At 71.6% G+C, this 25,690-nt stretch carries 30 protein-coding genes; 14 read left to right on the top strand and 16 right to left on the bottom strand.

The features are described 5' to 3' along the window. Positions 1–83 precede the first annotated feature (83 nt). The 5 genes from GCU56_RS18935 to GCU56_RS18915 all read right to left on the bottom strand — a co-directional run bounded on the left by GCU56_RS18935 (position 84) and on the right by GCU56_RS18915 (position 4,083). Entirely contained in the window at positions 84–797 is a 714-nt protein-coding gene (locus GCU56_RS18935; RefSeq protein ID WP_163483305.1) for a DUF4230 domain-containing protein, read from the bottom strand. Between the two features lie 148 nt (positions 798–945). Then, positions 946–1,737, bottom strand: a complete 792-nt coding sequence (locus GCU56_RS18930) for an ABC transporter permease (RefSeq protein ID WP_163483304.1) — start codon at positions 1,735–1,737, stop codon at positions 946–948. Next, entirely contained in the window at positions 1,734–2,687 is a 954-nt protein-coding gene (locus GCU56_RS18925) for an ATP-binding cassette domain-containing protein (RefSeq protein WP_163483303.1), read from the bottom strand. The genes GCU56_RS18930 and GCU56_RS18925 overlap by 4 nt, the downstream gene beginning before the upstream one ends. A 26-nt stretch (positions 2,688–2,713) precedes the next feature. Then, positions 2,714–3,505: a DUF4097 family beta strand repeat-containing protein gene (locus GCU56_RS18920; RefSeq protein ID WP_163483302.1), complete on the bottom strand. Its 792-nt coding sequence runs from the start codon at positions 3,503–3,505 to the stop codon at positions 2,714–2,716. 50 nt (positions 3,506–3,555) lie between these two features. Beyond that, positions 3,556–4,083, bottom strand: a complete 528-nt coding sequence (locus GCU56_RS18915; RefSeq protein WP_163483301.1) for a hypothetical protein — start codon at positions 4,081–4,083, stop codon at positions 3,556–3,558. A gap of 161 nt (positions 4,084–4,244) precedes the next feature. Here GCU56_RS18915 and GCU56_RS18910 point away from each other — a divergent pair, with 161 nt between their 5' ends. From GCU56_RS18910 to GCU56_RS18895, 4 genes are all read left to right on the top strand, one after another. After that, the gene (locus GCU56_RS18910) at positions 4,245–5,168 is read left to right on the top strand and encodes a quinone oxidoreductase family protein (protein WP_345771938.1); all 924 of its coding nucleotides are present in this window, start codon (positions 4,245–4,247) and stop codon (positions 5,166–5,168) included. Between the two features lie 82 nt (positions 5,169–5,250). Next, the gene (locus tag GCU56_RS18905) at positions 5,251–5,583 is read left to right on the top strand and encodes an EthD family reductase (RefSeq protein WP_204332414.1); all 333 of its coding nucleotides are present in this window, start codon (positions 5,251–5,253) and stop codon (positions 5,581–5,583) included. Positions 5,584–5,614: 31 nt separating this feature from the next. Beyond that, entirely contained in the window at positions 5,615–7,165 is a 1,551-nt protein-coding gene (locus tag GCU56_RS18900) for an acetolactate synthase large subunit (protein ID WP_163483299.1), read from the top strand. 25 nt (positions 7,166–7,190) lie between these two features. Next, positions 7,191–8,006: an alpha/beta hydrolase gene (locus tag GCU56_RS18895; protein WP_204332413.1), complete on the top strand. Its 816-nt coding sequence runs from the start codon at positions 7,191–7,193 to the stop codon at positions 8,004–8,006. Positions 8,007–8,021: 15 nt separating this feature from the next. Here the strand turns inward: GCU56_RS18895 and GCU56_RS18890 are convergent, their stop codons facing one another. Then, entirely contained in the window at positions 8,022–8,519 is a 498-nt protein-coding gene (locus tag GCU56_RS18890) for a MarR family winged helix-turn-helix transcriptional regulator (protein ID WP_163483298.1), read from the bottom strand. On the opposite strand from GCU56_RS18890, the gene GCU56_RS18885 reads away from it, so the two are divergent. After that, on the top strand, positions 8,494–9,084 hold the full coding sequence (locus GCU56_RS18885) for an SRPBCC family protein (protein WP_345771937.1): 591 nt from the start codon (positions 8,494–8,496) through the stop codon (positions 9,082–9,084). The two genes, GCU56_RS18890 and GCU56_RS18885, sit on opposite strands and share 26 nt — an antisense overlap. A gap of 25 nt (positions 9,085–9,109) precedes the next feature. Here GCU56_RS18885 and GCU56_RS18880 read toward each other — a convergent pair whose 3' ends face one another. Next, positions 9,110–9,802, bottom strand: coding sequence for a class I SAM-dependent methyltransferase (locus tag GCU56_RS18880; RefSeq protein WP_163483296.1), 693 nt, complete (start codon positions 9,800–9,802; stop codon positions 9,110–9,112). Positions 9,803–9,865: 63 nt separating this feature from the next. Between GCU56_RS18880 and GCU56_RS18875 the strand changes: the two genes are divergently transcribed. The 3 genes from GCU56_RS18875 to GCU56_RS25325 all read left to right on the top strand — a co-directional run bounded on the left by GCU56_RS18875 (position 9,866) and on the right by GCU56_RS25325 (position 12,317). Continuing rightward, on the top strand, positions 9,866–10,864 hold the full coding sequence (locus tag GCU56_RS18875; protein ID WP_204332412.1) for a helix-turn-helix domain-containing protein: 999 nt from the start codon (positions 9,866–9,868) through the stop codon (positions 10,862–10,864). 131 nt (positions 10,865–10,995) lie between these two features. Continuing rightward, the gene (locus GCU56_RS18870) at positions 10,996–11,658 is read left to right on the top strand and encodes a DUF4142 domain-containing protein (protein WP_163483295.1); all 663 of its coding nucleotides are present in this window, start codon (positions 10,996–10,998) and stop codon (positions 11,656–11,658) included. After that, on the top strand, positions 11,655–12,317 hold the full coding sequence (locus tag GCU56_RS25325) for a sortase domain-containing protein (protein WP_163483294.1): 663 nt from the start codon (positions 11,655–11,657) through the stop codon (positions 12,315–12,317). Before GCU56_RS18870 ends, GCU56_RS25325 begins: the two co-directional genes overlap by 4 nt. Positions 12,318–12,359: 42 nt before the next feature. On the opposite strand, the gene GCU56_RS25320 is transcribed toward GCU56_RS25325, so the two are convergent. From GCU56_RS25320 to GCU56_RS18840, 5 genes are read right to left on the bottom strand one after another with little or no spacing between them, the layout of a single operon-like run. After that, a complete protein-coding gene (locus GCU56_RS25320) occupies positions 12,360–12,731 on the bottom strand; it encodes a nuclear transport factor 2 family protein (protein WP_163483293.1) in 372 nt (123 codons plus the stop codon). Further along, the gene (locus GCU56_RS25315; protein ID WP_163483292.1) at positions 12,728–13,078 is read right to left on the bottom strand and encodes a hypothetical protein; all 351 of its coding nucleotides are present in this window, start codon (positions 13,076–13,078) and stop codon (positions 12,728–12,730) included. Before GCU56_RS25315 ends, GCU56_RS25320 begins: the two co-directional genes overlap by 4 nt. A 51-nt stretch (positions 13,079–13,129) precedes the next feature. Continuing rightward, the gene (locus GCU56_RS18850; RefSeq protein ID WP_163483291.1) at positions 13,130–13,345 is read right to left on the bottom strand and encodes a hypothetical protein; all 216 of its coding nucleotides are present in this window, start codon (positions 13,343–13,345) and stop codon (positions 13,130–13,132) included. Continuing rightward, positions 13,342–14,379: a multidrug effflux MFS transporter gene (locus GCU56_RS18845; protein ID WP_163483290.1), complete on the bottom strand. Its 1,038-nt coding sequence runs from the start codon at positions 14,377–14,379 to the stop codon at positions 13,342–13,344. The genes GCU56_RS18850 and GCU56_RS18845 overlap by 4 nt, the downstream gene beginning before the upstream one ends. Before the next feature lie 59 nt (positions 14,380–14,438). After that, complete coding sequence (locus tag GCU56_RS18840) at positions 14,439–14,855, bottom strand: GlcG/HbpS family heme-binding protein (RefSeq protein WP_163483289.1); 417 nt, start codon at positions 14,853–14,855, stop codon at positions 14,439–14,441. Positions 14,856–15,091: 236 nt separating this feature from the next. Here GCU56_RS18840 and GCU56_RS18835 point away from each other — a divergent pair, with 236 nt between their 5' ends. The 6 genes from GCU56_RS18835 to GCU56_RS18810 all read left to right on the top strand — a co-directional run bounded on the left by GCU56_RS18835 (position 15,092) and on the right by GCU56_RS18810 (position 21,120). Further along, on the top strand, positions 15,092–16,345 hold the full coding sequence (locus GCU56_RS18835) for an ATPase, T2SS/T4P/T4SS family (RefSeq protein ID WP_163483288.1): 1,254 nt from the start codon (positions 15,092–15,094) through the stop codon (positions 16,343–16,345). Beyond that, entirely contained in the window at positions 16,342–17,205 is an 864-nt protein-coding gene (locus GCU56_RS18830; protein ID WP_163483287.1) for a type II secretion system F family protein, read from the top strand. The genes GCU56_RS18835 and GCU56_RS18830 overlap by 4 nt, the downstream gene beginning before the upstream one ends. A gap of 73 nt (positions 17,206–17,278) precedes the next feature. Further along, positions 17,279–18,220, top strand: coding sequence for a type II secretion system F family protein (locus GCU56_RS18825; RefSeq protein WP_163483286.1), 942 nt, complete (start codon positions 17,279–17,281; stop codon positions 18,218–18,220). Between the two features lie 193 nt (positions 18,221–18,413). Next, complete coding sequence (locus GCU56_RS18820) at positions 18,414–18,905, top strand: hypothetical protein (RefSeq protein WP_163483285.1); 492 nt, start codon at positions 18,414–18,416, stop codon at positions 18,903–18,905. A gap of 104 nt (positions 18,906–19,009) precedes the next feature. After that, the gene (locus GCU56_RS18815; RefSeq protein WP_163483284.1) at positions 19,010–20,065 is read left to right on the top strand and encodes a hypothetical protein; all 1,056 of its coding nucleotides are present in this window, start codon (positions 19,010–19,012) and stop codon (positions 20,063–20,065) included. A gap of 383 nt (positions 20,066–20,448) precedes the next feature. Beyond that, positions 20,449–21,120 (top strand): hypothetical protein, encoded by a 672-nt coding sequence (locus tag GCU56_RS18810; RefSeq protein WP_163483283.1) that lies wholly within the window; start codon positions 20,449–20,451, stop codon positions 21,118–21,120. A gap of 365 nt (positions 21,121–21,485) precedes the next feature. Here the strand turns inward: GCU56_RS18810 and GCU56_RS18805 are convergent, their stop codons facing one another. The 4 genes from GCU56_RS18805 to GCU56_RS25530 all read right to left on the bottom strand — a co-directional run bounded on the left by GCU56_RS18805 (position 21,486) and on the right by GCU56_RS25530 (position 24,866). Continuing rightward, the gene (locus GCU56_RS18805) at positions 21,486–21,902 is read right to left on the bottom strand and encodes a hypothetical protein (protein ID WP_163483282.1); all 417 of its coding nucleotides are present in this window, start codon (positions 21,900–21,902) and stop codon (positions 21,486–21,488) included. 581 nt (positions 21,903–22,483) lie between these two features. Next, positions 22,484–23,038, bottom strand: coding sequence for a hypothetical protein (locus GCU56_RS18800; protein ID WP_163483281.1), 555 nt, complete (start codon positions 23,036–23,038; stop codon positions 22,484–22,486). A gap of 824 nt (positions 23,039–23,862) precedes the next feature. Continuing rightward, positions 23,863–24,684 (bottom strand): TIR domain-containing protein, encoded by an 822-nt coding sequence (locus GCU56_RS18795; RefSeq protein WP_163483280.1) that lies wholly within the window; start codon positions 24,682–24,684, stop codon positions 23,863–23,865. Positions 24,685–24,704: 20 nt separating this feature from the next. Then, positions 24,705–24,866 carry a DUF2510 domain-containing protein gene (locus GCU56_RS25530; RefSeq protein ID WP_163483361.1) on the bottom strand — a complete coding sequence of 54 codons (162 nt, stop codon included), beginning with the start codon at positions 24,864–24,866 and terminating at the stop codon, positions 24,705–24,707. Positions 24,867–25,690: the final 824 nt, after the last annotated feature.

The following is a 25,690-nucleotide window of genomic DNA, read 5'->3' as shown; positions in this document are numbered from 1 at the left end:
GGGGGTCGGCGGTGGGGTTGCCGCCAGCGCTGACGACCGGGCCCCCTGCCCGCACCGCTCGCGGCGGGCCCCCTGCGCGGGGCCTACTCGGCGGGCTGGTCGAAACGGATCTCCACCCGGTCGACGCCCAGGGACCGGGCCAGGCCGGTGAGCATGGTGCGGGTGTTCTCCTCGGCGCGCTCGCGCAGGTCGCTGCTCGCAGCGGCCGCGGCCAGCCGGTCCTCGGCCAGCGCGTAGAGCTCGGTGTCGTCGACCGGGTTGTCGCCGAAGGCGTCGCCGACCCGCTCGAACAGCCCGCGGTCGCGGTCGAGGACGCGGCTCTCGGTGGGGTCGATCCGCACCTCGTCCAGGCGGGGGGCCGGCAGCTCGATGGTCGCCGAGGTGCCGTCCTCGGACAGGGCGACCGCGCCCGTCTCCAGGCCCGCGAAGTCGACGTAGGCGTCCGTGGTCCCGGTGGCGAGGAAGCTGACCCGCTCGCCGCTGATCACCGAGGGCACGTAGCGGGTGTCGACCTCACGGTCGACCACGACCTGGAAGGTGCCGGTCGCGGCGTGGTACTCCTGCAGGTCCTCGAGGGCCACCAGCAGCGGGGTGGTGCTGCGGTCGACGGTGTCCTGCCCGAACGGGTTGTCGGGCAGCCAGTCGGCCACCTTCGCGCCGACCGGCACGAGCACGGCCAGCCCGATCCCGGCGGCGACCAGACGGCGGCGGACACGACGCATGCGGCGCGACGGACGCGGGCGGGTCTCGTCGTCGGCGGGGAGGGCGGCCGGGCGGTCCTGCAGGAGTGCGGGCATGCGGCACCTCTCGCGGTCGTGCGGCGGATTGCTCCGTTCAGCGCCGGGCGGGGGGACGACATTCCCGCGACACGGCCGACACGCCGGGACTCCCGGCACCGAGGGTCCCGGCGCAAGGGGGACTCTCGCCGCCGAGAGTCCCTCGCACTCAGCGAGCCGGGCGGCGCTCGTAGTTGGTGCGCGCCCAGAGGTAGCCGACCAGGGCGATGGCGGCACACCACGCCGTCGCGACCAGCCCGCTGGAGCCGATCGCCGTCCCGGTGAGCAGCCCACGCGTCGTCTCGATGATCGGGGTGAACGGCTGGTTCTCCGCGAACCAGCGCAGCCCGGCCGGCATGGACTCCACCGGCACGAAGCCGCTGCCGAAGAAGGGCAGGAGCATGAGCGGCATCGGCAGGTTGCTGGCCGCCTCGACGGTCTTCGTCTGCAGGCCCATCGCGATCGACAGCCAGGACAGCGCGAAGCTGGTCATCGCCAGGACGCCGATCACCCCGAGCCACTCCAGCGCGTTCGCCTCCGGCCGGAAGCCGATCAGCAGCGCGACGGCGACGACCATCGCCAGGCCGGCCATCGTCTGGATCACCGCGCTCACGACGTGCCCGGTGAGCACCGACGCGCGGGCGATCGACATGGTGCGGAACCGGGCGATGATGCCCTCGGTCATGTCCATGGCGATGCCGATCGCCGTCCCCTGCGCCCCGCCGGTGATGGCGAGGACCAGGATGCCGGGGACGACGTAGGCGAGGTACTCCGCCCGGCCGCCGGACGGCAGTCCCAGCCCGGCGCCGAGCGTCCCGCCGAAGACGAAGACGAACAGCAGCAGGAAGACGATCGGCATCGCCGCGACGATCACGGTCAGCCCGGGGTAGCGGACGGCGCGCTTGAGGTTGCGACGCAGCATCGTCGCGGAGTCGTGCACGGTCAGTGCCAGCGTGCTCATGCGGTCACCTCGGCAGGGGTCGGGTGGCCGGTCAGGGCCAGGAAGACGTCGTCCAGGTCGGGGGTGTGCACGGTGAGCCCGGCGACGTCGATCCCGGCGTCGTCGAGGCGGGCGAGCAGGGACTTCAGGGCGGCGACGCTGCCGTCGCCGGTCACCTCGAGGGCGAGCACCCCGTCGCCGGCGGGCGGCACGCCGAGGGCGTGGGCCGCCCGCTCGAGCGGCTCCGGCCCGCTGAACTCGAGCCGGACGTGGCCGCCGGGCACCATCCGCTTGAGCTCGTCCGCGGTGCCCTCGGCGACCAGCCGTCCGGCGTCCAGGACACCGATCCGGTCGGCCAGCTGGTCGGCCTCCTCGAGGTACTGGGTGGTGAGCAGGATCGTGACGCCGTCGGCCACGAGCCCGCGGACGACGTCCCACATGGCCCGGCGGCTGCGCGGGTCCAGACCCGTGGTCGGCTCGTCGAGGAAGACCACCCGGGGGTCGCCCATCAGCCCCATCGCGAGGTCCAGCCGCCGGCGCATGCCGCCGGAGTAGGTGCTCGGCACCCGGCCGGCGGCGTCGACGAGGTCGAACCGCTCCAGCAGGTCGGCGGCCCGGCGCTGCCCCTCGCGGCGGCCGACGTGCAGCAGGTCGGCCATGAGCCGCAGGTTCTCCGCGCCGGTCAGGAGGTCGTCGACGGCGGAGAACTGGCCGGTCAGCGCGATCGAGGCACGCACGGCGTCCGGTTCGCGGTGCAGGTCGTGGCCGGCGATGCGCACCTCGCCGCCGTCGGCCGGGGTGAGGGTGGACAGGATGTCGACGGTGGTCGTCTTGCCGGCGCCGTTGGGGCCGAGCAGGGCGAAGACGGTCCCCTCCGGGACGGTGAGGTCGAGGCCGTCGAGGACGAGCTTCGGGCCGAAGGACTTGCGCAGGCCGGTGACCGAGATGGCCGGGGTGCCGGTGGTGGTCATGTGGTGGGTCTCCTCGTGGGTGTCGGTCAGGCGCGGCGGATGACGATGTCGCCGTAGGCCGTCCGGGCGCGGATCTCGACGGTCTCCTCGGCGTCCTCGGGTCCGCCGGTGGGCGTCAGCAGGTTGCGGACGTTGCCGGACCCGGCCGCCACGTCCAGCCAGGCGGCGGTCCCCTCCCGGACGCCGGCCTCGACGTCGCCGTAGGCGGTCTCGAGGACCAGCGAGCCCCGGACGGCCTGGCCGATCCGGACCTCGCCGTAGCGGGTGGTGGCACCGACCGAGCCGAGGGCGCGGTCGACGGTGATGTCTCCGCACGACGAGTCGAGCCGGAGGTCGCCCCGGGCCTCGTGCACGCGGATCCCGCCGTACGCGGTGCCGGCGTCGGCGTCCCCGTCGACGGCGGCCACCGTGACGTCGCCGGCCGCGGTGCGGGCGTGCACGCCGGCGGCCCGGTCGATCCGGATGTCGCCGTACCGCGCGTCCACCCGGACGTCGCCGAGCCGGCCCTCGCAGTCGACGTCCCCGGCCAGGGAGCTGACCTCCACGACCGAGTCCGCCGGGAGGCAGACGTCGATCTCCACCGAGGGCATGCCGCCGAAGAAGTGCAGCCGTGGCCGCCGGGGTGAGCTGATCAGCAGCCTCCCCGCTGCGTACTCCACCCGCGTCTGCTGGGCGGCCTGGACGTCGGCGGAGCTGTGCGGATCACTCGGGTGGACCTCGACGACGGTGTCGGAGCGGTCGGCGGCCCGGACGCGGAGGGAGCCGCCCGAGACGTCGACGCGGGCGTGCACGGGGGCGGGGGTGTCGAACGTCGGCATGGCAGCAGACCTCCGGGGTGTGGGGCGGCCGGGGAGCGGTGCGGGACGGGTCAGCGGACCCAGCCGGAGTACTGCTGGCCCGACCACCGGCCGCGTCGTCGTTCGGTGGGGGCGGTGGTGGGCCCGGACCCCAGGGCCCGCGTCACCGCGCGCACCAGCCAGGTGTTGACCGAGGACCCCTCCCGGCCGGCCGCGTCCTCGATCCGGGTCTTGAGCTGCTCGGGGAGCCGGAGGGTGATCCGTGCCGTGGCTCCGTCGTCGGCGCCGGTGCCGGCGGCCGCGGGCGGGGCGGGCGCGTCGGCCTCCGGCCGGTGGTCGGCGTCCTCGGCGGGCGCGACGGCGGCGGTGACGACGAAGCCGATGTCCCCGCCGCGCAGCCGGACGTCGACGGTGCCGGGTGCCAGCTGGCTGCTGATCTCCTCCGCGGCGGTGGACAGCGCACTGAGCAGTGCGAGGCGGAGAGAGGACTCGAGCGGTGCGGTCAGCCGTTCGGCCAGCACGCGGGCCTCCTCGCCACCCAACTCGGCGGCGAGCGCCAGCTCCCGGCGGAGCTGGTCGACGTAGGGCGTGAGGTCCATGACGTCACTGTGACGTCTTATGACGTCATGCGCAAGGTCTGGAGCCATCGCGATGACGTCACCGGCTCGGACGGACGCCGGCGGGAAGCGTTCTGCGGTGCGGAAGCCGGGGGAATCGGCTCCGTGGACGGGGCATTGGCCCCGACATGAGAGCTGTGGGAGTGACCGAGTTCGGTGGGCCGGAGGCCCTGCACGTCGTGGACGTGCCGCCGGAGCCGCTGGGGCCCGGCCAGGTGCGGCTGAGGGTGACGGCGGCGACGGTGAACCCCACCGACACCTACGCCCGCAACGGCACCTATGCGCAGCGGGACCCGGTCAAGCAGTTCCCGTACGTCCCCGGGATGGATGCCGCCGGCACGCTCGCCGAGATCGGCCCGGACGTGCAGACCGACCTGCGGGTGGGCGACCGGGTGATGGCGGTGGTGCTCCCCTCGGGCGCGCACGGCGGGTACCGCGAGGACCTCGTCGTCCCGGCCCGGTCGGTGGCCCGGTCGCCGGAGAACGCCGGTGACGCCGAGGCCTCGACCCTGCCCATGAACGGGCTGACCGCGCGCCTGGCGCTGGACCTGATGGCCCTGCAGCCGGGCCAGGTGCTCGCGGTGACCGGTGCGGCCGGGGCGTTCGGCGGGTACGTGATCCAGCTGGCCAAGCACGAGGGGCTGACCGTGGTCGCCGACGCCTCGGAGGCCGACGAGCAGCTGGTCCGCGAGCTCGGCGCCGACGTCGTCGTCCGGCGCGGGGACGACGTCGCGGAGCGGATCCGGGAGCGGTTCCCGCAGGGCGTCGACGGGCTCGCCGACGGCTCCGTGCAGAACGAGCTGGTGCTGCCGGCGGTGGCCGACGGCGGGACGGTGACGACCGTCCGCGGGTACGAGGGCAACGGCGAGCGCGGGCTGCGGGTGCACCCCGTGCTGATCCGGTCCTACGCCGAGGAGCAGGAGAAGCTGGACGGCCTCCGGGCGCTCGCCGAACAGGGCGTGCTCACCCTGCGGGTGGCCCGCACCTTCCCCGCCGAGCAGGGCGCCGAGGCGCACCGGCTGCTCGAGGGCGGCGGCATCCGCGGGCGCCTGGTCATCACCTTCTGAGGTCGCGGGAGTGGCCCTGCACCTGCCAGGGTGAGGGCCACTCCCGGGCAGCGGGGCCCGGGTCCGATGTGGAGGTGCCGCGATGGTGCACAGGCTCGTGGTCAGCTACGGACAGCCCGACGACCCGGGGACGTTCGACGAGTACTACCGCGACACCCACGCCCCGCTGGCGATGGAGATCCCCGGCGTCGTGAAGTTCACCGTCGGGCACGCCCGGTCCCTGGACCCCGCGCAGCAGGCTCCCTACCTCGTCGTCGAGCTCGACTTCGAGTCGGAGGAGGCCATGGGCAAGGGCCTGGGGTCGCCGGAGGGGCAGGCGGCCTCGGCCGACGTCGCCAACTTCGCCACCGGCGGGGCGACCTTCGCCCACTTCGACGTCCGCGAAGTGAACGCCGGCATGCCCTACTTCCCGTGACCGGCCGCCGGCGCCGGCCCGGACCCGGCGGGTGAACGGGGCGCAGGCGCTCATCCGCACCCTGGTCGGGGCCGGCGTCGACGTCTGCTTCGCCAACCCCGGCACGTCCGAGATGCACTTCGTCGCGGCACTGGACGACGTCCCGGCGATGCGCGGCGTGCTGACCTTGTTCGAGGGCGTGGCGACCGGTGCCGCCGACGGCTACGCCCGGATGGCCGGCCGCCCCGCGGCGACCCTGCTGCACCTCGGCCCGGGGCTGGGCAACGGCCTGGCCAACCTGCACAACGCCCGGCGCGGCGGTGCTCCGGTGGTGAACGTCGTGGGTGACCACGCGCGGTCGCACAAGCGGCTGGACGCGCCGCTGGAGTCCGACGTCGACGCGATCGCGGGCACCGTGTCGGGCTGGCTGCGGCGGTCGCTGTCCCCGGCCGACGTGGCCGCGGACGCGGCGGAGGCGGTGGCGGCCGCCGCCCGCGGCGCGATCGCCACGCTGCTCCTGCCGGCCGACGTCTCCTGGGCGGACGGGGCCGCACCGGCCGACCCACTGCCCGTGCGCCCGGCGCCGCAGGTGGCGTCGTCCGTGGTGGCCGCGGTGGCGGGGGCGCTGGCGTCGGGGGAGCCGGCCGTGCTGTTCCTGGGTGGGGACGTCGTGGCCTCCGAGGAGGGCCTGCTCGCCGCCGGGCAGGTCGCGGCGGGGACCGGCGCTCGGCTGATGGCGGAGACCTTCCCCGCCCGGATGGTGCGCGGCGCCGGCCTGCCGGACCTGGACAAGCTGCCCTATCCGCCGCCCCTGGCGCTGGCCTCCCTCGCCGGCACGGTGCACCTGGTGCTGGCGGGGGCGACCGCGCCGGTGCACTTCTTCGGCTACCCGGAGACGCCGGGGACGCCGGTGCCCGAGGGGTGCACGGTGCACGTCCTCTCCGCCCCCGGCGAGGACGGCGTCGCGGCGGTGCGGGCGCTGGCCGATCTGGCCGCCCCGGACGCCGAGCCGGCGCTGCTGGAGGCCGCTCGACCGGAGCTGCCGAGCGGGGAGCTGACCCCGCGGTCGATGGCGGCGGTGATCGGGGCGCTGCTGCCGGAGCGGGCGATCGTGGTCGACGAGGCGCTGACCTCGGGCGTCGGCCTGGCCGAGCTGACCTCGGGCGCGCCGCGGCACGACTGGCTGGCCCTGACCGGCGGCGCGATCGGCGGCGGGCAGCCGATGGCGGTCGGTGCGGCGGTGGCCTGCCCCGACCGGCCGGTGCTCGCCGTGCAGGCCGACGGCAGCGCGATGTACACGATCCAGGCGCTGTGGACCCAGGCCCGTGAGGGTCTGGACGTCACGACGGTCCTCTGCGACAACGGGTCCTACGCCATCCTCGAGCACGAGCTGCGCAACGTCGGGGCGCGCAGCGACGGTGAGCGCGCGGGCCGGCTGCTCGACCTGGGGGGACCGGGACTGGACTTCGTCGCGCTGGCCACCGGCATGGGCGTCCCCGCGACGCGCGCCACGACGGCCGAGGAGCTCGCCGACCAGCTGCGGGCGGCACTGGCCGAGCCGGGTCCGCACCTGATCGACGCCGTGCTGCCCGGTCGTCGCTGACGGGCCGGACCGGCATCATCGGCGCATGCTGCGGTCGGCGCTGGTCGGCCTCACCGTGGTCGTGGTCCTGCTGGCGCTCGTGACCGGACTGCTCTGGGCCTTCCAGCGGCGGCTGGTCTACCTGCCCGCCGACGGACCGGTCCCGGCGGCGGCCGACGTGCTCCCCGGTGCGCGGGACGTCGTCCTCCAGACCTCCGACGGCCTGGCGCTGGGCGCCTGGTTCGTGCCTGGCGCCGACGCGGCGGCGCCGGCGGTGCTGGTGGCCAACGGCAACGGTGGGCACCGCGCCGCGCGGGCGCCGCTGGCCCGGGCGCTCGCCGCGCGCGGTCTGGCCGTGCTGCTGTTCGACTACCGGGGGTACGGGGGGAACCCCGGCAGTCCGAGCGAGGAGGGGCTGGCCCGCGACGTCCGGGCGGCCCGCGCGCACCTGACCGAGCGCGAGGCCGTCGCCCCCGACCGGCTGCTGTACCTCGGGGAGAGTCTCGGTGCCGCCGTCGTCACCGAGCTGGCGACCGAGTACCCGCCGGCGGGCCTGGTCCTCCGGTCCCCGTTCGTCGACCTCGCCGCCGTGGGCAGCGAGCACTACCCGTTCCTGCCGGTGCGCGCGCTGCTGCGGGACCGCTACCGGGTGGCTGAGCGGGTGGCGACCGTGGAGGTGCCGACGACCGTCGTGCTGGGGGACGCGGACACCATCGTGCCGCCCCGGCAGAGTCGCGCCGTCGCGGCGGCCGCCGCCGGCCTGCACCGCCTGGTCGAGGTGCCCGGAGCCGACCACAACGACCCGGTGCTGCTCGACGGTGCGGCACTGGTCGACGCGGTCGTGGACCTGGCGGGCGGCTGACCGGCCCGCGCCGGCTCAGCCGGCCGGCGGCTCGAACGAGGCGAGCAGGCGCCGCAGGATCGCGTCCAACTGGGCGCGCTGGGTCGGGGACAGCGCCGCGAGCAGCGCCTCCTCGTTGGCCACGTGCTCGGTGACCGCGGCGTCGACCACCCGCAGCCCCTCGTCGGTGAGCGAGACCAGCAGGCTCCGTCGGCTGGCGGGGTTGGGGTCGCGGGTGACCAGGCCGGCGGACTCGAGCCGGTCGAGCCGGTTGGTCATCGCCGCCGGCGACAGCATCAGCGACCCGGCCAGCTCGGTCGGCGTCTGCCGGTGCGGCGCGCCGGCCCGCCGCAGGGCCGCCAGGACGTCGAACTCCCCGGTGCTCAGGCCGTGGCGGGCCAGGACCGCCTCCACCGCGGGGCCGACGTGCGCGGCCAGCCGGCCCAGCCGGCCGATCGTGGCCATCGCGGCGAGGTCGAGGTCGGGGCGCTCGCGCTGCCACTGGGCGATGAGGCGGTCCACGGCGTCCGGCATGAGCGGCAGCATACAGTTCGAGGTCGGACCCATTGACGTCGAAATGTTCGACGTCGTAAGGTCTGTGCCGTCCCCGCCGGGCGGTGGAGCCCGGCACCCGAGCACTCGGAGGTCTGGAATGGCCGTTCTCTCCAGCAGCAGGCTCGTCCCCGTGTCGGTGGAGGCGGCTGCGGCCGTGCTGCTCGACTGGTCCCGCGATCCGGAGTGGCGCACCCAGGTCCGCCGCATGGACGTCGAGCCCGCCGGCCGCGCCCGGGTCGGTCAGCGCATCGTCGAGCACCTCCGCTTCGCCGGCTCGACGTTCGTGACGCCGACCCGGATCGAGCAGGCGTCCGCGACCGCCGCCTCCTACGCCGGGGGCAGCGCGACGGTGCGGGTCGCCGGCAGTCGCGAGGTGTCCGACGCCCCGGAGGGCGCCCGCGTCACCACGGTGCTCGACGTCGAGCTGACCGGCATCCTGCGGCCGCTCACCCGCCTGCTGGCGCCGTCCTACCGGCGGCTCCAGGAGGCCGACCTGGACCGGCTGGCCGCGCTGCTCGCGGCCGGCGTCGACGCCCGTCCGTGAGCGGGGGTGGGCGACGCCGCGGGGCTCACCGCGCCGCGCGGTAGGACGTCGCCCGGCCGATCCGGCGGTGGATGCTGGAGCCGGTCTCGGTGACGTCCCCGAAGCCCACCCGGCGGAGCAGGCCGGGGATGTCGGGGGCGAGGTGCCGCTCCATCTGGTGCCGGTGCCCCCGGCGGCCGCGGTGCTCGTGGGTGTGGGCGTGGGCGTGGGCGTCGGCCGGGTCGGGGCCGGGCATGTCGAGCAGGTGCAGCGTGCCCCCGGGACGCAGGACACGCAGTACCTCGAGCATCGCCGGCTCGCGCTGCTCGGCGGGCAGGTGGTGCAGCATGAACGACGACAGCACGACGTCCAGGCTCCCGTCCGGATAGGGCAGCGCGTCGGCGTAGCCGCGGTCCAGCTGGACGGGCAGTCCGCGGCGGCGGGCCTTGCGGCGGGCGTGCGCCAGCGCGGCGAGGTCCGGGTCCAGCCCGACGACCGTGGCGGCCGGCTGAGCCGCCTTGGCCGCCAGCAGGAGGTTGCCGGTCCCGCAGCCGATCTCCAGCACCGCCTGGCCGGGTCGGAGGTCGGCGGCGTACAGGAGCCGGCGGTGCAGCGCCTGCGCGCCGAACAGCCGGCTCATCGGGTCGTAGAGCGGGAGCAGCCACTCCCGGGCCATCCCGGGGAGGAACTCGCGCTCCTGCCCGGTCACCGTCGTCCGGGTGTCGATCGAGCCGCCCATGTCGTCCGCCTTCCGTTCGCCTGGCTGGACCATCTTCCGGTCCCGACGTCTACTCTCGGCCGCGTGCAGCGCGGCGACAAGGACCGGTCCTCGGGTGCGATGGGACGAAGTTCCGGTGGGGGGCAGGCCCTCCCGGTCGTGCTGTCACGCCAGGTGCACGGCGTCCCGGTGTACGGGTACGCGCGGCCCGCGGGCGCAGCGCCGGTCGCCGTCTCCCGCTTCGACGGCGGTTCCGGGCCGGTCACCGGCCGGGCGGGCCGGCCACACGCGCACGACTTCCTCGTGCTCGGCTACGTCGAGCGCGGCACCGGCTCCATCCGGCTGGACGGCCGCTCCTGGGACTTCACGGCCGGGGACGTCTTCGTCGTCGCCCCCGGTGAGGTGGTCGACGCGGAGTGGTCCGATCCGCCGCCGGACGCGGTGGTGTGGTCGGCCTGGTTCCCGCCGGACGCCGTCGAGCGCGCCCACCCCGGCACGCTCGGCTCCTGGCGGGCGCACCCGCTGCTGTTCCCGTTCGTCGGCGGACGTGCCGGGGGAGCGCAGCGGCTGTCGGTGCCCGAGGCCGACCGGCCGTCCTGGGTGCGCCGCTTCACCGACCTGGACCGCGAGCTGCTCGAGCGGCGCGAGGGCTCCGCGGTCGCCGCGCTGGCCCAGCTGACCCTGCTGCTGGTGGAGCTAGCCCGGCTGGCCGCCGACGTCCCGGGGCACCTCCGGCTGCGGGACGAGCCGTTGCTGGCCGCCGTCTTCGACGTCATCGAGCAGCGCTACGCCGAGCCGCTCTCACTGCGCGACGTGGCGGCCGCCGTCGGGCTGACCGCCGGTCACCTGACGACGGTGGTGGGCCGCCGCACCGGACGGACCGTGCAGCAGTGGATCACCGAGCGGCGCCTGGCCGAGGCCCGTCGGCTGCTGGACGAGACCGACCTGACCGTGCAGGCCGTGGCCGACCGGGTCGGCTACGGCGATGCGGGCTACCTGATCCGCCGGTTCCGCGCGGCGCACGGCGTCCCGCCGGGGGAGTGGCGGCGCGCGGGGCGGCGGGCCGGTGCCGACCTGATCTGATCACGGTCCAGATGATTGCGTGACATTTCATGGCGTGACTCACGGGAGGGCGGGTATCCGGCCGGAGTCCCGACGGCGGCAGGCGATCACGCCTCGGCCGTGACCCGCCCCAGCCCATCGAGGTCCCCCGCATGCGTAGGTTGTCCCGTCTCGTCCTCCTCCCCGTGGCGGCGCTCGGCGCGCTCGTCCTGACCGCCGCGCCGGCCCTGGCCGCACCGTCGGACCAGGACGTCACCTGGATGCAGGCCGCCCACCAGAGCAATCTCGCCGAGATCGCGGCCGGCAACGCCGCGCAGCAGGCCGCCACCACCCCCGAGGTGCGCGAGCTCGGCGCCATGTTCGTGCAGATGCACACCCAGCTCGACACCCAGCTCACCCAGGCCGCGCAGCAGCTCGGCGTCCAGCTGCCCGGCGAGCCCTCGGCCGAGCAGCAGCGGCAGCTGGCGGCCGTGCAGCGCAACAGCGGCCAGGCGTTCGACACCGCCTGGATCGCCCAGCAGATCGGCTCGCACTCCACGACGCTGGCCGCGACGCAGCGCGAGCTGCAGAACGGCTCCGACGGGACGGTCCTCGACCTGGCCCGCGCGGCGACCCCGGTCGTCGAGCAGCACCTGACGCAGTTGCGGGACACCGCGCGGAAGTACGGCGTCCCGACGTCGGTGCCCGGCGGGACCGGCGGCCAGGTGGCCGACGGCGGCCTCGGGACGACGGGCTGGGCCCTGACCGGGCTCGGCGCGGTCGCGCTGGTGGCCGGGACGGCGGGCCTCGTCCGCCGGCGCGCGACCAGCGCGTGAACAGGCCGCGGCTCCGGCACCTGGTGCTGGTGGTCGCGGGCACGGTGCTCGTCGGCTCGGGGCTCGCGCTCACCCGCGTGCCGCCCCGGGCCGACGCGCCCGACATCGGACCGCCGGTGGCGGCCGCGGCCGCGGCACCCGAGCTGCCGAGCGAGACGCCCGACGCCGTCCCGCCGCCGCCACCGGAGCTCCCGCCGCCTCCGCCGCCGGTCGCCGCGGCGCCGGTGACGGTGTCGCTGCCGGCCGCGCCGGAGCCGGTACCGCTGGTGCCGGTCGGGGTGCTGGCGTCCGGCGCGCTGCAGCTGCCCGAGCGCCCGACGGTGCTCGGCTGGTACGCGGCGGGCGCGGTCCCCGGCGACGCGGCGGGCACCGCGGTGATCGCCGGCCACGTCGACTCCGCCCGCTACGGCGCCGGTCCGCTGGAGGGTCTGCTCGACCTCGGCGAGGGGGACCTGGTCGAGGTCACCGACGCGACGGGGGACACCCACCGCTACGCGGTGACCGCCCGGACGTCGTTCGCCAAGTCGGCGCTGCCGGCCGAGTTGTTCCGCGCCGACGGACCCCCGCAGCTGGCGTTGGTCACCTGCGGCGGGGCCTTCGACGAGCGCACCGGCAACTACGCCGACAACGTCGTGGTGGTCGCGGTGCCGGTCACCTGAGCCGCCCGTCCCGCCGGGGCGGTCGCCCCGCCCGGGACGCGGTCAGGTCGGCGACGACGCCGTCGCCGGGTCCAGTTCGACGGCGTAGGACGTGATGGTGGCGATCGCACCGTCCCGGAACGCGTAGAGGTCGCACGAGGAGACCACGCTGGTGCTCCCGTCGGCGGCCACGTAGCGGCCGACGGCGTCGACCGCGACCGCGTCCCCGTCGGCGATGACGACGAACCGGAGGAAGTCCGTCGTCGCCGTCGACAGCTCGGCGAGCGTGGCCTCGCACGCGTCCACCACCGCCTGCCGGCCGCTGATCTCGCCCTCCCCGACGGAGATCCAGCGGACGTCGTCGGCCAGCGCCGGGTAGGCGTCGCGGAAGCGGTGCCCGGAGAAGGCCTCGGCGATCTCGCGCGGAGCGGTCACGTGGTGTCCTCCCGGACGGGGTCGGTGCGCGGACCGGGGCCCTCGAGGGCGACGTCCACGAGGTGGTGGGTCAGGGTCGGCTCGGCGAGCAGGAAGTCGCGGTCCTCGGGGTAGAGCACCATCGCGTCGACGTCCGGACCGGTGAAGGCGCGCAGGCTGCCCTCGTCGTCCCACACGCTGAGCGCCACCACCTCCGACCGGCCGCCGTCCAGGGCGCGGGTCACCAGCAGGGCCTGCCGGCAGCCGGGGGTGCGGACGTACTCCTCGACACCCGTGGCCCGCACGTAGGCGAGGTACTCCGGCACGCGCTCGGTGCCGACCACCCCCGTCCAGGTGCGGACGATCACGTCTGCGTCCTCATGGGTGCTCCTCCTCGGCGCTGCTCCCGGTGGGGGACGTCAGCGTGGTGCCTCGGCCCCCGGCTGCGCCAGGGCCGGCCGCCCGGCCGGCACGCCCACCAGCGGCTCCGGCCGGCGCCACGGCCGGACGACGGTCAGCAGCAGGACCAGCGACAGCGCGCTCATCGCCAGCATCGTCGTCCCCATGACCGTGCCGGTCGCCCCGAACAGCGAGGCGATCGGGGGCACCAGCGCGCCCACCCCGAAGGAGGTCATCCCGAGCAGCGCGGACGCGGAGCCGGCCGCCGACGCGTGCGGCGCCAGGGCCAGCGCCATGTTGTTGGCCCCGATGCCGCCCATGCACGAGTGGCGAGGAACAGCGGCACCAGGAGCGCGACCAGGGAGCCGGTGAGGGCGCCGGCCACGACCGCGGTGGAGGCGAGCACGATTCCCGCCACCGCGGCGATCAGCAGCCGCCCGGGACCCAGCCGCATGACCAGGAACCCGTTGAGCTGGGCGCCGAGCACCAGCCCGACGGCGTTGACGGCCAGCACGGCGGAGAAGGCCTGCACGCTGAGGCCGTGCTCCTCCTGCAGCACGAAGGCGCTCATCGTGACGTAGCTGAACAGGGTGGCGCCGTGCAGCCCGCTGATCGCCACGTGCCCGAGGAACGGGCGGTCGGCGAGCAGCCGGCCCAGCTGGCGCAGCTGCGCTCCCGACCCGTCGGTGTGCCGGGCCGCGGGTGGCAGCGTCTCGGGCAGGGCGGCCCGCGCGCCCACGAGGATCAGCCCGCCGATCACGACCAGCGCCACGAACGGGCCGCGCCAGTCGGTGAACCGCAGGATCTGGGCGCCGGCCAGGGGAGCGACGATGGGCGCCAGGCCGAAGACCAGCATCAGGCGGGAGAACACCCGCGCCGCCCGCCGTCCCTCGTAGAGGTCGCGGACCACCGCCCGGGCGATGACGACGGCCGCCCCGCCGGCCAGGCCCTGCACGAACCGGAGCGCCAGCAGCACCCAGATCGACGTCGACAGGGCGCACAGGCCGGAAGCGAGCGCGAACAGCGCGACGCCGGCCAGCAGCGGGCGACGCCGGCCCAGCCGGTCGCTGAGCGGCCCGGCGACCAGCTGCCCGAGCGCCAGGCCGACCAGGCACGTCGCCACGGTCGCCTGGGCCAGCGACGGCGAGGTCGCCAGCACCGCCGCCATGTCGGGGAGGGCCGGAATGTAGAGCTCGCTCGCCAGCGGCCCGAGCGCGATCAGCGAGCCCAGGACCAGGTAGATGCTGCGCGGGGTCCGCGGCTCGGCCATCGGCCTCCCGTCGTCGTGGCTGGTGGGTGCGGCCGATCATCCGCGCGCCGGGTGCCGGGCTACGGGAGGTCGAGGGCCGCCAGCGCCGCCTCGGCGCACTCGATGTCCTGCTCGCCGGTCCCGCCGCTGACCCCGATGGCCCCCACGACGGCGCCGTCGCGCAGCAGCGGCAGCCCGCCGCGCAGCGTCGTCGGCCGGAAGGACAGCTGGTCGGCGACGGCGTCGATCACCTCCGGCCGCGACTCCTTGATGGCGGCGAGGTCCCCGGTGGGGCGACGGAAGGCGACGGCGGTGGCCGCCTTGACGCGGGCGATCCCCGCGGTGAAGCCCGGGGTGTCGTCGCCGCGGACGACGACCACGTCCCAGCCGGCGGCGTCGACGACCGCGACGCTGACGGCCAGCCCGATGGTCGTGGCGTGCGCCAGGGCGGCGTCCGCCGCGGTGCGTGCCAGCTGCTGCCCGATGTCGTGCGCCATGTCTGCTCCGCTCCGTGGCCCGGTGGTCCGCCCGCCATCCTGCGGCATCGCCCTCGCGACCCCCGGCGGCGGGCCGATCGCCGACTGCACGGGGCGACCGCGGCGGCGCGGTCGTCGTCACCCGACCGGGTGACCGTGGCGTGCCGTCGTCCACAGACCGTCGTCTCGAGCCGCGGCGGACTGCCCGGTTCTCTTACAGTCCGTCGTCCGGACAGGTGGATGACGACGGAGGTGCCGTGCCGACTGCGACCAGTGCGCTGGAGGTCGTCGACGGCGAGGTGCGTGAGCTGATCCGCCGCCGCGGGCTGGACCCGTTCAGCGACCCGGCGCCGGTGCGGCTGCTGGTCCGGGACGTCGTCGCCGACTACTCCGAGCGGTCGATGACCTCGGCGCTCCCGCCGATCGGCGACCCCGACTCGGTGGTCCGCGACGTCCTGGACCGGGTGGCCGGGTTCGGACCGCTGCAGCGCCACCTCGACGACCCCGAGGTGGAGGAGATCTGGGTCAACGAGCCCGGCCGGGTGTTCGTCGCCCGCCGCGGCCGCAGCGAGCTGACCACGACCATCCTGGCGCCGGGGCAGCTGGCGGACCTGGTCGAGCGGATGCTGCGCACCTCGGGCCGGCGGATCGACATGTCGACGCCGTTCGTGGACGCGACGATGCCCGACGGCTCGCGGCTGCACGTGGTCATCCCCGACATCACCCGCCGGCACATGGCGGTCAACATCCGCAAGTTCGTGCTCCAGGCGCACAGCCTCGACGAGCTGGTGTCCCTCGGCACGATCACCGTCCAGGCGGCGCGGTTCCTGGAGGCGGCGGTCGCTGCGGGTCTCAACGTGCTGGTCTCGGGCGGCACCCAGGCCGGCAAGACGACGCTGCTGAACTGCCTGTGCGCGGCGATCCCGGCCCGGGAGCGGGTGGTGACCTGCGAGGAGGTCTTCGAGCTCCGCGTCCCGCTGCCCGACGTCGTCGCCATGCAGACCCGCCAGCCCAACCTCGAGGGGGCCGGCGAGATCCCGCTGCGCCGGCTGGTCAAGGAGGCGCTGCGGATGCGCCCGTCCCGGATCGTGGTCGGGGAGGTGCGCCAGGAGGAGTGCCTGGACCTGCTGATCGCGTTGAACTCCGGGCTGCCCGGGATGTGCACGCTGCACGCGAACAGCGCCCGCGAGGCGGTCGTGAAGATGTGCACGCTGCCGCTGCTGGCCGGGGAGAACATCGGGCACGCGTTCGTCGTCCCCACGGTCGCCGCCAGCGTCGACCTCGTCGTGCACGTCGGCAGCGATCCGGACGGACGGCGACGGGTGCGCGAGATCGTCGCGGTCCCGGGCCGGGCCGAGGACGGCGTGGTGGAGCTGGCCGACGTCTTCACCACACGGGAGGGCCGGCTGGTCCGGGCAGCGGGCTATCCGCCGCACCCCGAACGGTTCGCCGCCCACGGCGTCGACCTGCCCGCGCTGCTGGACGACCCGTCCGGCCGGTGGACCGGATGAGCCTGGACGGCGCACTGATCGGCCTGCTCCTCGGCGTCGGGCTGCTGCTGGTGTGGCGCAGCGGTCCGCGGGCGCCGCAGGGGCGGTCCCGGCCCCGGGGTGCGTCGCGGCGGCAGCAGCAGCTGGCCGCGGCCGGGCTGACCGGCATCAACGCCGCGCAGCTGCTCGCCCTGCAGGTGGGCCTCGGGCTGCTCACCCTCGTCGTCGTCCTGCTCACCACCGGCACGGTCACGGTGAGCCTGGTCTTCGGTGCGTTCGGAGCCGCCCTGCCCGCGCTGCAGGTGCGCCGGCTGGCCGCCTCGCGCCGGGCGGACCTGCGGGAGGTCTGGCCGGACGTCGTCGACAACCTCGCCTCCGCCGTCCGTGCCGGGCTGTCCCTGCCCGAGGCGCTGTCGGCCCTGTCGGTCCGCGGACCGGAGGTGCTGCGTCCCCCGTTCGCGCGCTTCGCCGCGGACTACCGGTCCAGCGGCCGGTTCGGCGACTGCCTGGACCGGCTCAAGGCCGACCTGGCCGAGCCCGTCGGCGACCGCATCGTGGAGACGCTCCGGGTGGCGCGCGAGGTCGGTGGCAGCGACCTGGGCCGCGTGCTCAGGACCCTGTCCACCTTCCTCCGCGAGGACGCCCGCGCCCGTGCGGAGCTGGAGACGCGGCAGGGCTGGGTGGTGCAGGCCGCCCGGCTGGCGGTGGCCGCGCCGTGGGTGGTGCTGCTCCTGCTGGCGACCCAGTCGACCACGCTGGACGCCTACGACTCGCCCGCCGGTACGGCGCTGCTGCTCGGCGGAGCGGCGGTCTGCCTGGCCGCCTACCGGCTGATGCTGCGGATCGGCCGGCTGCCGCAGGACCTGCGGGTGCTCCAGTGAACGAGCTCGCGAGCTCACCGGCGAGCACAGCAGCGCCGCGAACGCGGCCGACGAGCGCCAGCGAGGAGGGCTCGTGAGCGGGGCGCTGGCGGGGATGCTGCTGGGGCTCGCCGCAGCGGCCGGGCTGCTCCTCGTGGTCACGTTCGCGCCGCCGTTCCGGTCGGTCCGCCTGGTGGACCGGCTCGCGCCCTACGTGCACGACACCCCGCCGCCGTCCCGGCTGCTCGGCACCGCGACGGAGGCGGGCCTGCTGATCGCGGCACGGCGGGTCTTCGGACCGGTGGTCGGCGACGGCGCCCGGCTGGTCGACCGGGTGCTGGGCGGCCGGACGGCGGTCCGGCGGCGCCTGGACGCACTCGGCGGCGACGGCACGGTCGAGGACGTCCGCATCGAGCAGGTGGTCTGGGGCGGCCTCGGACTGCTCGGGGCGGCGCTCGTGGCGACGGTCGGCTCGCTGGTGGCCGGCGGCCTCAACGTGCTGTCGGCCGCGCTGCTGTGCGTCGCGGGTCTGGTCGGCGGTGTGCTCGGCCGCGACTGGTGGCTCACCCAGCAGGTGCGCCGCCGCGAGGAGCTGCTGCTCGCCGAGTTCCCGGTGGTCGCGGAGCTGCTGGCCCTGGCGGTCACCGCGGGGGAGAGCCCGACGGCGGCCATCGCGCGGGTCACCCGGCTCTCCGGTGGTGAGCTGGCGCGCGAGCTGGGCGCCGCGCTGGGGCGGGCCCGAGCCGGTCTGCCGCTGGCCGACGCCCTGCAGCAGGTCGCCGACCGGACCTCGCTGGACCCGCTGGCGCGGTTCATCGACGGCCTGCTCGTCGCCATCGAGCGCGGCACCCCGCTGGCCGAGGTGCTGCGCGCGCAGGCGGCCGACGTGCGGGAGGCCGGCAAGCGCCGGCTGCTGGAGTCCGGCGGCCGGAAGGAGATCGCGATGATGGTCCCGGTCGTCTTCCTCGTGCGACCTGTCCAGAACGGGCACGATTGCGTTGGCCAGCGCCCAAGGGTGAGCTCCACGGCCCCATGACAGCCCCACATTGATCACCGGCCCGGCGGGCCGTCAGCCTTTTGGCTGTCCTGCTCATCCCCGTAGAACTGCTCGGCACCCAGCGGGCGGAAGGCTGATCGCGTCTTTCCGCGCGCAGCCGCTCCCCATGCTTCTGCGATCTTGACCCGTGGCACGTTAGCATCCTAAGACCCGGCGTCCCGGAGGGTTGATCTTGAACGTCGAGACGGAATCTCGCATCCTCATCCTGGATGCAGATGAAATGTCATACCTGTCAGGCGTGGCAAGGGAGCATGATGTTGCGGTCGAGGAGATTCCCCAGGTTGGCATCGAACCCGTCGCCACCGTAAGTCTGTGCATCATCGGCGCAGTATCAGCTGTCGCAACGGTCGCATATCTAGTCGATAGTCGGCGTGGCGGTCAAATCATCGACCTTCGTCATGGTGCCCCCAAGGCGATATACAGGTCGCCCGACCTCGTGTATGGCCTCATCGTGATCATCACAGCGACCGGCTTGGTGCGAGTCGAGGTGAAGGAGCCAAAGGGCCTTTTCGGACAGGCATCTGAGCTGGTGACTGGCGTTGCGGGCGAGTTGATCGGCCAAGAAGGCAGTGTGGTACAGCGCGCTCTAGAGAACGCCATACCTGCGGACGTTGCCTCAGTGACGTTGGAGTCGCAAGCTGACGCGCAGCTGCCGGGATCATGAGCGTTTCTGTATCGAAATTTGTTGAGGATTTGCAACGAGCGACGTATCTCCGGACAGGTCGCCCCTTGCCAGACCATGCCCTACTGCGGCAGATTGCACCTCGCATGGCTGAGCAACAGTACGACGTAGGTGCGGTACCCAAGGGTATCGACCGCCAGAAGTTCATAGACGACTGGGTGCGATCCAGCGAAGAATTGATTGCAGAGTGCCCTACCAAGTATGAGCACCCAACGAGCTATAAAATTGCGAAGGACCTTGCAGTAAGCATTCGTCAGACGGGAGGTCGTATCCTAAGGAGCGCGCCCGAGTGGCCTACGATTGCCACTCTACCTACCGGGCGCGTGAACGCCATGACCGTCCGTGTGCCAGGATCCGCCGCGAAGGCTATTCTCTTTGAGTCCAGCTTCTTCACTTTCGCCAACCTACTCAGTAAAGCCGTGGCCGCGGCCATGCCTTACGCGGATCGAGGGGACGGTGACTATCTTTCATTCTCGTCAGACCCCGAGAACATCAAGCGTCGGATATCATCGGAACCTGGGGTCGCTGAGCGCTTCTTCCAAGCCGTAGCCGCTTACGCGCGTTTCGGAGACCCAAGTCGAGCGCCACAATATGCTCTCGGGTGGCCCCATTCGCACCTGGCTCCCGTCTTTCGAGAGTCGATGGAGCTGTTCGTCCTTGGCCACGAGTACGGCCATGTCATCGCAGGGCACCTCGATCCCCAGAGCACCCCCGACATTCCAGCCGAAGGCGACTTCGCCGCCGACGAACTGGAGTACTCGTGGCGGCAAGAGATTGTGGCCGACCACTTTGGGTCGGTGCTCTCCGTCGCAGCGATGTCGAGCGACGGGTACGACGCCGCGTTGAGCGCCTCCGGGGGCGATCTATTCTTTAGTGCCATGGACGTTATGGATCGGGCCGTCTCGCTATTGCGTTATGGTGATGAGAGCGCCCAAAAGCTCGGTTCCCATCCACCGGCGACAATGCGTCGCGAAATGCTGCGGAGGGGTTGGTCAGAGTATATGGATGAAGCTCAGGCGCAGTCCGCCGTTGCACTCGCCGACAGTGTCCAAGTGGCGACAGGCCTATTATGGGAACGGGCCAGGAAGCGTCTAGTCGACCAGTACGGGCCCGGAAGCGGCGTCGATACAAGCTGGCGCTGAGCGGATCGGCTTGGGCGAGGAACCCACATCCGAGGGGGCGAATGCCCTGTCACGTCGCCTCGTCTTGGTTGACGGGGTGGGCTGCCCCTGGCTCGCCTGGGGGCAAGGCCGTGGGTAGAGAGTATGAGAGCGTTCGGAGCTGGTGGTCTTCCACGTACAGCCTGTCTAGAACCAGCACCTTGTCAACGGAGCCGGAGTCGGGGCAGGAACGAGCATGTTCACCATTACCACCGATACCCTCCCGCGTCGCTGATGTGCGGAGCAGAACAAGCCAGCGGGGTGGGCCGTCGTGCAGATAGCGTGCCGGCTGTGTGACGTGAACGTAGGCGAGTGACACGCGCGACCTGCCAAACGCTGCGTGGAACTAGGGGAGCAACATCAAAATGATCGAGTGGATACGTGCCTTTACGCCTGTCGCGGCGGTCCTAATCACGCTTGTCGGTGGCTGGCTTGTTGGGCAGCGCGTGAGTGACCGGTGGGAACGAACCAAGAAGCAGCGCGAGCTGGATCTGGCGTCGCTAGCGGACCTGTACCGCGCCTACGGCGAGTTCTATGCTATATGGAAAACATGGAATGCTCACTGTTCGAAGGAGGGGGCGGATCCATCGGCGCCAGCTGATCTCCCATGGGTACTTCTCGGAAGGGCCACTGCGGCGGAGGGCACGATTGAGGCGCTGCTCGTGAAGGTCACGACTGAGCGCATCCTCACGGATTCGCAAGTGGATGCCCTTGCGGCGTTGCGTCAGTCCTATCGAGTGCTCCGCTCTGCTATCCGACACGGCCGCCAGCTGAACTGGGGATACTCCGCGCATCCCCAATATACGGCACTCAAAGGACTGCAAACCTATGTGGCCAGGTTGTTAGCGGAATCTCCGGGTTCGCATCCCGAGGCGGGCTTGGCCGCTCGGCAGTTCGCCCGGACCACGGCCAATTCATACGAGCAGCGCTGGCCGCAGGTGGCGGCCGAAATCGGCGTATTTTTCCCCGATGGCGCGGCCGACGCGAATCGGTCGCCACTACCGCACCGGTACGGCAGGCCTGGACCCTTGTCCTAGTCGTGGGGCTCTTGCGCGTCGCATAGGTTGTCAGTGTCGACATCGCCGAGCGGATCTTTGCCCGCCTGGGTCGGCGATCGACCTGTCAAACCCATCCGTCCACGCGAGTATCGTTACTCGGTCCTGACGTCTGCTGGGCTCTTGGGAGCCAGCACGTCGCCTCGTAGAACAGGGGCGCGCCGCGCTACCGCAGTCCCGGGTCGTCTTACTGGTGCGACCCGTCTCAAAACCGGCATGTTCGTGCTGGTGATCTGTCATCTGCCGGCCTTAGCTGACCCCAACGGACCGGATGCTTGATACTGCTCGGCAGTCGGGCAAACTCCGGGCCCGAGGTGAGTGGCCTAGTCGGTTGCTACGTCCGGTGCCTACGACCACGTGGCGTCACCGAAAGCGACTTTGCAACCGACACCACCTTCGAACCTTGTATCGATTTTAACCTGCTGGATGCCATCAAGAGGTACGGTAAGGTCTTCGTAGGTGCCGCGACTGAGCGAGAAGCTGCTCCACGGCTCGCCGTTTAGTACAATTGCCACATCCACGTCGCAGTCCTGTGACGAGTCATCCGAGAGCCCAAGCATGGCGGTAAGCGCAGAGCGCCGACTAGGCACAACGAGCTCCATTGACCCGTAATTCGCGGAAACGAAACTGCATTCGGCGGGATTGTCGGGGCTGCCGCAATTCATGAGCGCACGGGTGTAGTCTCGGCCGTTCATTTGGACGGTCTCGTTCCACCACCACCACGTTCCGCCGCTGTCCCATCGGATTTCGTCGGCGGCGGTCACCCTTGCAGGCGCAGGTGGGGGCGCGGTGGGCGGCGGGGCCGTGGGTCCGGTTGGACTCGGCGAGGTTGAAGTCGAGGTTGCAGCCGATGTCGAGGTTGATGGTGAAGCCCCATCAGCAATTGGCTGTTCCACTTCGGTTTCGCTACTGAGGAATAGCCAGGTGACAATTGCGACTACCGCTGCGACCACCAGACCGCCAATCACTTGATGGTTGGTGATGTCCCACAACCCGCGCCACTTGCCTTGCTGACCCTGGGAGTTCATAGCGTCCGCATCGTCGTCCGAGCCAAGTCACCGAACCATACGGCGCGCCGAGGGCGCACCGCTAGAGCTCCGGCAGAACGCCGAGCGCACGCAAGGGAAGCCGTGAGGCGTCGGTGGTCCCGGTCGGCCTATAAGTGCTGCCGATCCGCAACAAGCCTTCTTCATGGTCCTATGGCGCAGCGGTCGGCGCGGTGCTCGTTGGGATCTTCACGTCGACTTCGCCGCCGCAGTGCCCCGATCCCGTCAGCCTGATCGAGCGCCGTCTCGCGTGATCACGTACGGCTGTCAGTGAGATGAAGGGCCACAAACTAGGCAGGTCACGAGGCTTCACGTGGCCCTCGATCGTGCTCATCGCGCTCCTGCTGTTCGAGATGTTCCAGGGCGTCATCCAGCTCGGACAACTCCTGGTTAAGCCTCTGGGCCTTAACAATCTCTGCGGATTGCCTCGCCAGGATGGCCTCCTCGGCGATGCGCTGGCGACGCAACTGCAGGTTCTCCCTGCGGCGCTTGATTAGGTCTCGCTCCTCCGTCACGACACGCGGCGCGGCCCCGGACCAGTCAACGGCCACGCTTACCGGCTTTCCGCCTGCCGCCTCTTGTGCCCGGCCGAACTGTGTCGCCTGTTGAACCAGGAACTCGAGAACGTCTCTGCGCTGCCCCTCGTCCGTCTCCGGTTGGGCAGCGACGGCCAGCGCAGCCTCGACGTCACGCGCCTCCTCGGCCATGGTCGCCGTCACGCCGAAGGCGTCGAACTGGCTGATGCGCTTGAGGAGACCCCGGATCGAGTTCCGGAAGAGGAAGAGCGCGATGAGGACCACGACCGGCCAGATCAGCGTCTGGATGTAGGAGAGGACTAGCTCAGGAGCCGGCACGCGACCAACGTGCCACCGTCCCTGTCCACTCAAACCAGACCCGCCCATGGGCTCCGGTCGTGGTCTCGGGACCCGTCACCTGGAACGTCCACCAGTCCAGCTCGGTGGCCTCTTGGGCGGCCAGCTCACGAAGTTGACCACATAACCCATCCGCCGCACGCGCGCCGTCGTGGTACGGCAGCGCAGCTGGCCGCGAAGGTCATCCGCTAAGGGTCCATCGCGGACCGCAGCAGATCACCACTCGCTCACCTCTCCGGGCGAGCCGAGTGTCCTTGCCCCCGCAGCGGCCGCTTGGAACGTGTGTCCAAACCGTGCGTCTACTGCAGCGCCAGCTGTTCGACCCGCTTCGGCTCGTTGACAGGATGACCACCGGGGCTGGATGGCGGACCACAGCTGGACCCATCGGCACGACTGGGGTCTCGGCCGGTACGACGCCTTGATCAAGCCGGACCGCTTCCGTCTCCGTGACACCAGCTATCCAGAAGCGAATCTGCGCGGCCAGCCCGGGTTGTTACCTGTACCAGCCGTGCAGACCGCGTCTGAATCTCACTCAGGTCACCGAGTCAGCCCCCGGGGAGAAGTCCCTACGCTCAGTGACGGCAGACCGTCTCAACTTGCTATAGTGGATAACGATCCAGTTACGCGTCATAAGTGTGGAGTCGCAACTCCGTAGAACTTCTATGCGTGATTTCGTTGCCTTGCTCGGCAACCGGCTGCCTGACCTACTCGTCGCAGCTGCCGCCCTGCTTACGGCCTACTGGAACCGCCCTCGTCCGCCCTCTTCCAGGGACGAAGGCGCGCCACCGCCCGTATGAGCGCAGACACTAGTCGTATTTCGAGACTTCCAGTAACATGTCGAGTTCTTTGGCCTGTTTCTGATACCTGCCCACAATGGCGCTAGCCTCTTTTGCGGACTCTTCGTCTGCTGCAATGAAGATAGTCTGCGCACTCATTCCCGAGCGCGCTAGGGAATGTACGTCTATCCCGTTCGGAAGGTTCTGTTGGATCTCGGAAAGCAGCGCGTTACGCGCACTATCTCGATCGTGTCTCATCCGATTTGCCAACGTCCATGAGGAAGAGTTGGACTGCTGTCCAGCCCGAACTAGGTCCAGAATCTCTTCGAGAAGATCTCGCTCCGTCCGCTGAAGGACTGCCTGCGATTCCGCCGACTTGGGCTTGACGTTCCCAAGATCTCCTTCGAGACGTGGCCACAGGGCGTTGAACGTCCCCTCTAGGGTTACGTCTGGTCGGGGGCGGTCCAGACTCGCGTTGATCGATTTCATAAGGTCAAAGACGCCATCGCGGTCGACCAGCTTCATGTGAAACTGCGTCAATGGCGCCTTGACGTCGGCCGGATTTAGTCGCCACAACAGCGGCACCACTCGCGACGTATCCACGGCCTTTCCCAGAGCGCCAGCCTCGAACATCACCCACGGGGCGGTGAGGTTGTCCGGCGTCATGCACAGGATGCCGAACGAGCCCTCGTCCAATTCGGTCGCTATCACGTTCGCCCATCGGACACCCGCGTCGTTGTCTCGCGCGGACATGTAGGGCTCGATCGACTCGAACATCATGGGCAGCCAGTCACGGAGAGCCTCCGCGATCTGCCGGCTCTCGTCCCCCGACCAGCTGATGAAGACCTTCACGCCCGGAGAGTAGGACGCGGCTACTGCGGCGGAGCCGAAGTGGTGTGCTCGGTCCAGGCGTAACCGTCCCACCACCGCATGGGCGCAAGACCCTGAGGATCCGTGTAGAACCCGGGCGGTGGGCCGCTCGGCGCAGGCGCAGGCGCAGCAAGAGCCGGCGCAGCTGCTGCTAGGCGATCCATGAACGAGACGGCCGGCTGCGGCGTCTTTGCTGCAGCCCCCTCATGCAGGCTGAGCTGGTGATCGCAGATGCGGCACTTCTTGGCGAACGCCCGCATGCCGACCTCGGACATGCCGAAGGTCATCAGCCCCATGGAGGCCCGGCCGGTGTTCCTCCCCAGGTTGGCCGCACCCGAGTTAGTGCACTTCTTACAGTCCCTGCAGCCCTGCTCGACCCGTACTGACTTGCCCACGTCCCGCCTCCGCCTCGCTCACGTCTGAGCCCGGAGAGTAGCGAGGCGGACGGCGCCGTTCCGTAGGGACACGCTGCAGGTCACCCGGGAGAGGTGAACTCTGCTCGGCGACGCTGACACCAGCGACGTCCAGAGCAACAGCACAACGCGGCCCCGGGCAGAAAACCCAAGAGGGCACGGTGAGCGACAGGGGACCGTATTGGCGACACAGGACCGGCGGCTCCGATTAAGCTGAGGTTCGTACCGGCGGCCCGCATAGTCGACGTCGCGTCTCCCAGGCTGATCCCCCCGGGCGCTGGCTGGACCGGCTCAGCGCTCCTGTGAGCCCCTAACAAATCCCAGACGGCAAGTTCCTAGGTCGATTGATTTCCTGGTATTGCCATCCCCCCTTGCCACCCGTACCGTATTAGCCAAGGCAATGCCGGAACGCCTCAGAGATCCTTGTAATAAGAGCCGCAATGTTGTACAATGAATACGAGCTAGAGCACCACTGAGACCATGCAGGAGGACACTCGCACTTAGATTCTACTAGGGGTAGTAGGCAAAGACGCAGAGAGCCGATGGGATGGTCCCCGTCGGCTCTTTGTCGTTAC

This window comes from Geodermatophilus sabuli (assembly GCF_010686765.1).
Taxonomy (GTDB): Bacteria; Actinomycetota; Actinomycetes; order Mycobacteriales; family Geodermatophilaceae; genus Geodermatophilus; species Geodermatophilus sabuli_A.
The sequence above is the reverse complement of the archived record's forward strand: the minus strand, read 5'-3'. Positions and strand labels throughout refer to the sequence as shown.

Coding starts and splice junctions, on each gene's coding strand:
- GCU56_RS18885 (WP_345771937.1), top strand. CDS start 8,494: ATGAGGCGGTCCACGGCGTCCGGCATGAGCGGCAGCATACAGTTCGAG.
- GCU56_RS18830 (WP_163483287.1), top strand. CDS start 16,342: ATGAGCCTGGACGGCGCACTGATCGGCCTGCTCCTCGGCGTCGGGCTG.
- GCU56_RS18880 (WP_163483296.1), bottom strand. CDS start 9,802: ATGGGCGGCTCGATCGACACCCGGACGACGGTGACCGGGCAGGAGCGC.
- GCU56_RS18815 (WP_163483284.1), top strand. CDS start 19,010: ATGGCTGAGCAACAGTACGACGTAGGTGCGGTACCCAAGGGTATCGAC.
- GCU56_RS18920 (WP_163483302.1), bottom strand. CDS start 3,505: ATGCCGACGTTCGACACCCCCGCCCCCGTGCACGCCCGCGTCGACGTC.
- GCU56_RS18890 (WP_163483298.1), bottom strand. CDS start 8,519: ATGCCGGACGCCGTGGACCGCCTCATCGCCCAGTGGCAGCGCGAGCGC.
- GCU56_RS18895 (WP_204332413.1), top strand. CDS start 7,191: ATGCTGCGGTCGGCGCTGGTCGGCCTCACCGTGGTCGTGGTCCTGCTG.
- GCU56_RS18850 (WP_163483291.1), bottom strand. CDS start 13,345: ATGACCTCCTTCGGGGTGGGCGCGCTGGTGCCCCCGATCGCCTCGCTG.
- GCU56_RS18810 (WP_163483283.1), top strand. CDS start 20,449: ATGATCGAGTGGATACGTGCCTTTACGCCTGTCGCGGCGGTCCTAATC.
- GCU56_RS18845 (WP_163483290.1), bottom strand. CDS start 14,379: ATGGCCGAGCCGCGGACCCCGCGCAGCATCTACCTGGTCCTGGGCTCG.
- GCU56_RS18935 (WP_163483305.1), bottom strand. CDS start 797: ATGCCCGCACTCCTGCAGGACCGCCCGGCCGCCCTCCCCGCCGACGAC.
- GCU56_RS18870 (WP_163483295.1), top strand. CDS start 10,996: ATGCGTAGGTTGTCCCGTCTCGTCCTCCTCCCCGTGGCGGCGCTCGGC.
- GCU56_RS18925 (WP_163483303.1), bottom strand. CDS start 2,687: ATGACCACCACCGGCACCCCGGCCATCTCGGTCACCGGCCTGCGCAAG.
- GCU56_RS18930 (WP_163483304.1), bottom strand. CDS start 1,737: ATGAGCACGCTGGCACTGACCGTGCACGACTCCGCGACGATGCTGCGT.
- GCU56_RS18915 (WP_163483301.1), bottom strand. CDS start 4,083: ATGGACCTCACGCCCTACGTCGACCAGCTCCGCCGGGAGCTGGCGCTC.
- GCU56_RS18840 (WP_163483289.1), bottom strand. CDS start 14,855: ATGGCGCACGACATCGGGCAGCAGCTGGCACGCACCGCGGCGGACGCC.
- GCU56_RS25530 (WP_163483361.1), bottom strand. CDS start 24,866: ATGGATCGCCTAGCAGCAGCTGCGCCGGCTCTTGCTGCGCCTGCGCCT.
- GCU56_RS18905 (WP_204332414.1), top strand. CDS start 5,251: ATGGTGCACAGGCTCGTGGTCAGCTACGGACAGCCCGACGACCCGGGG.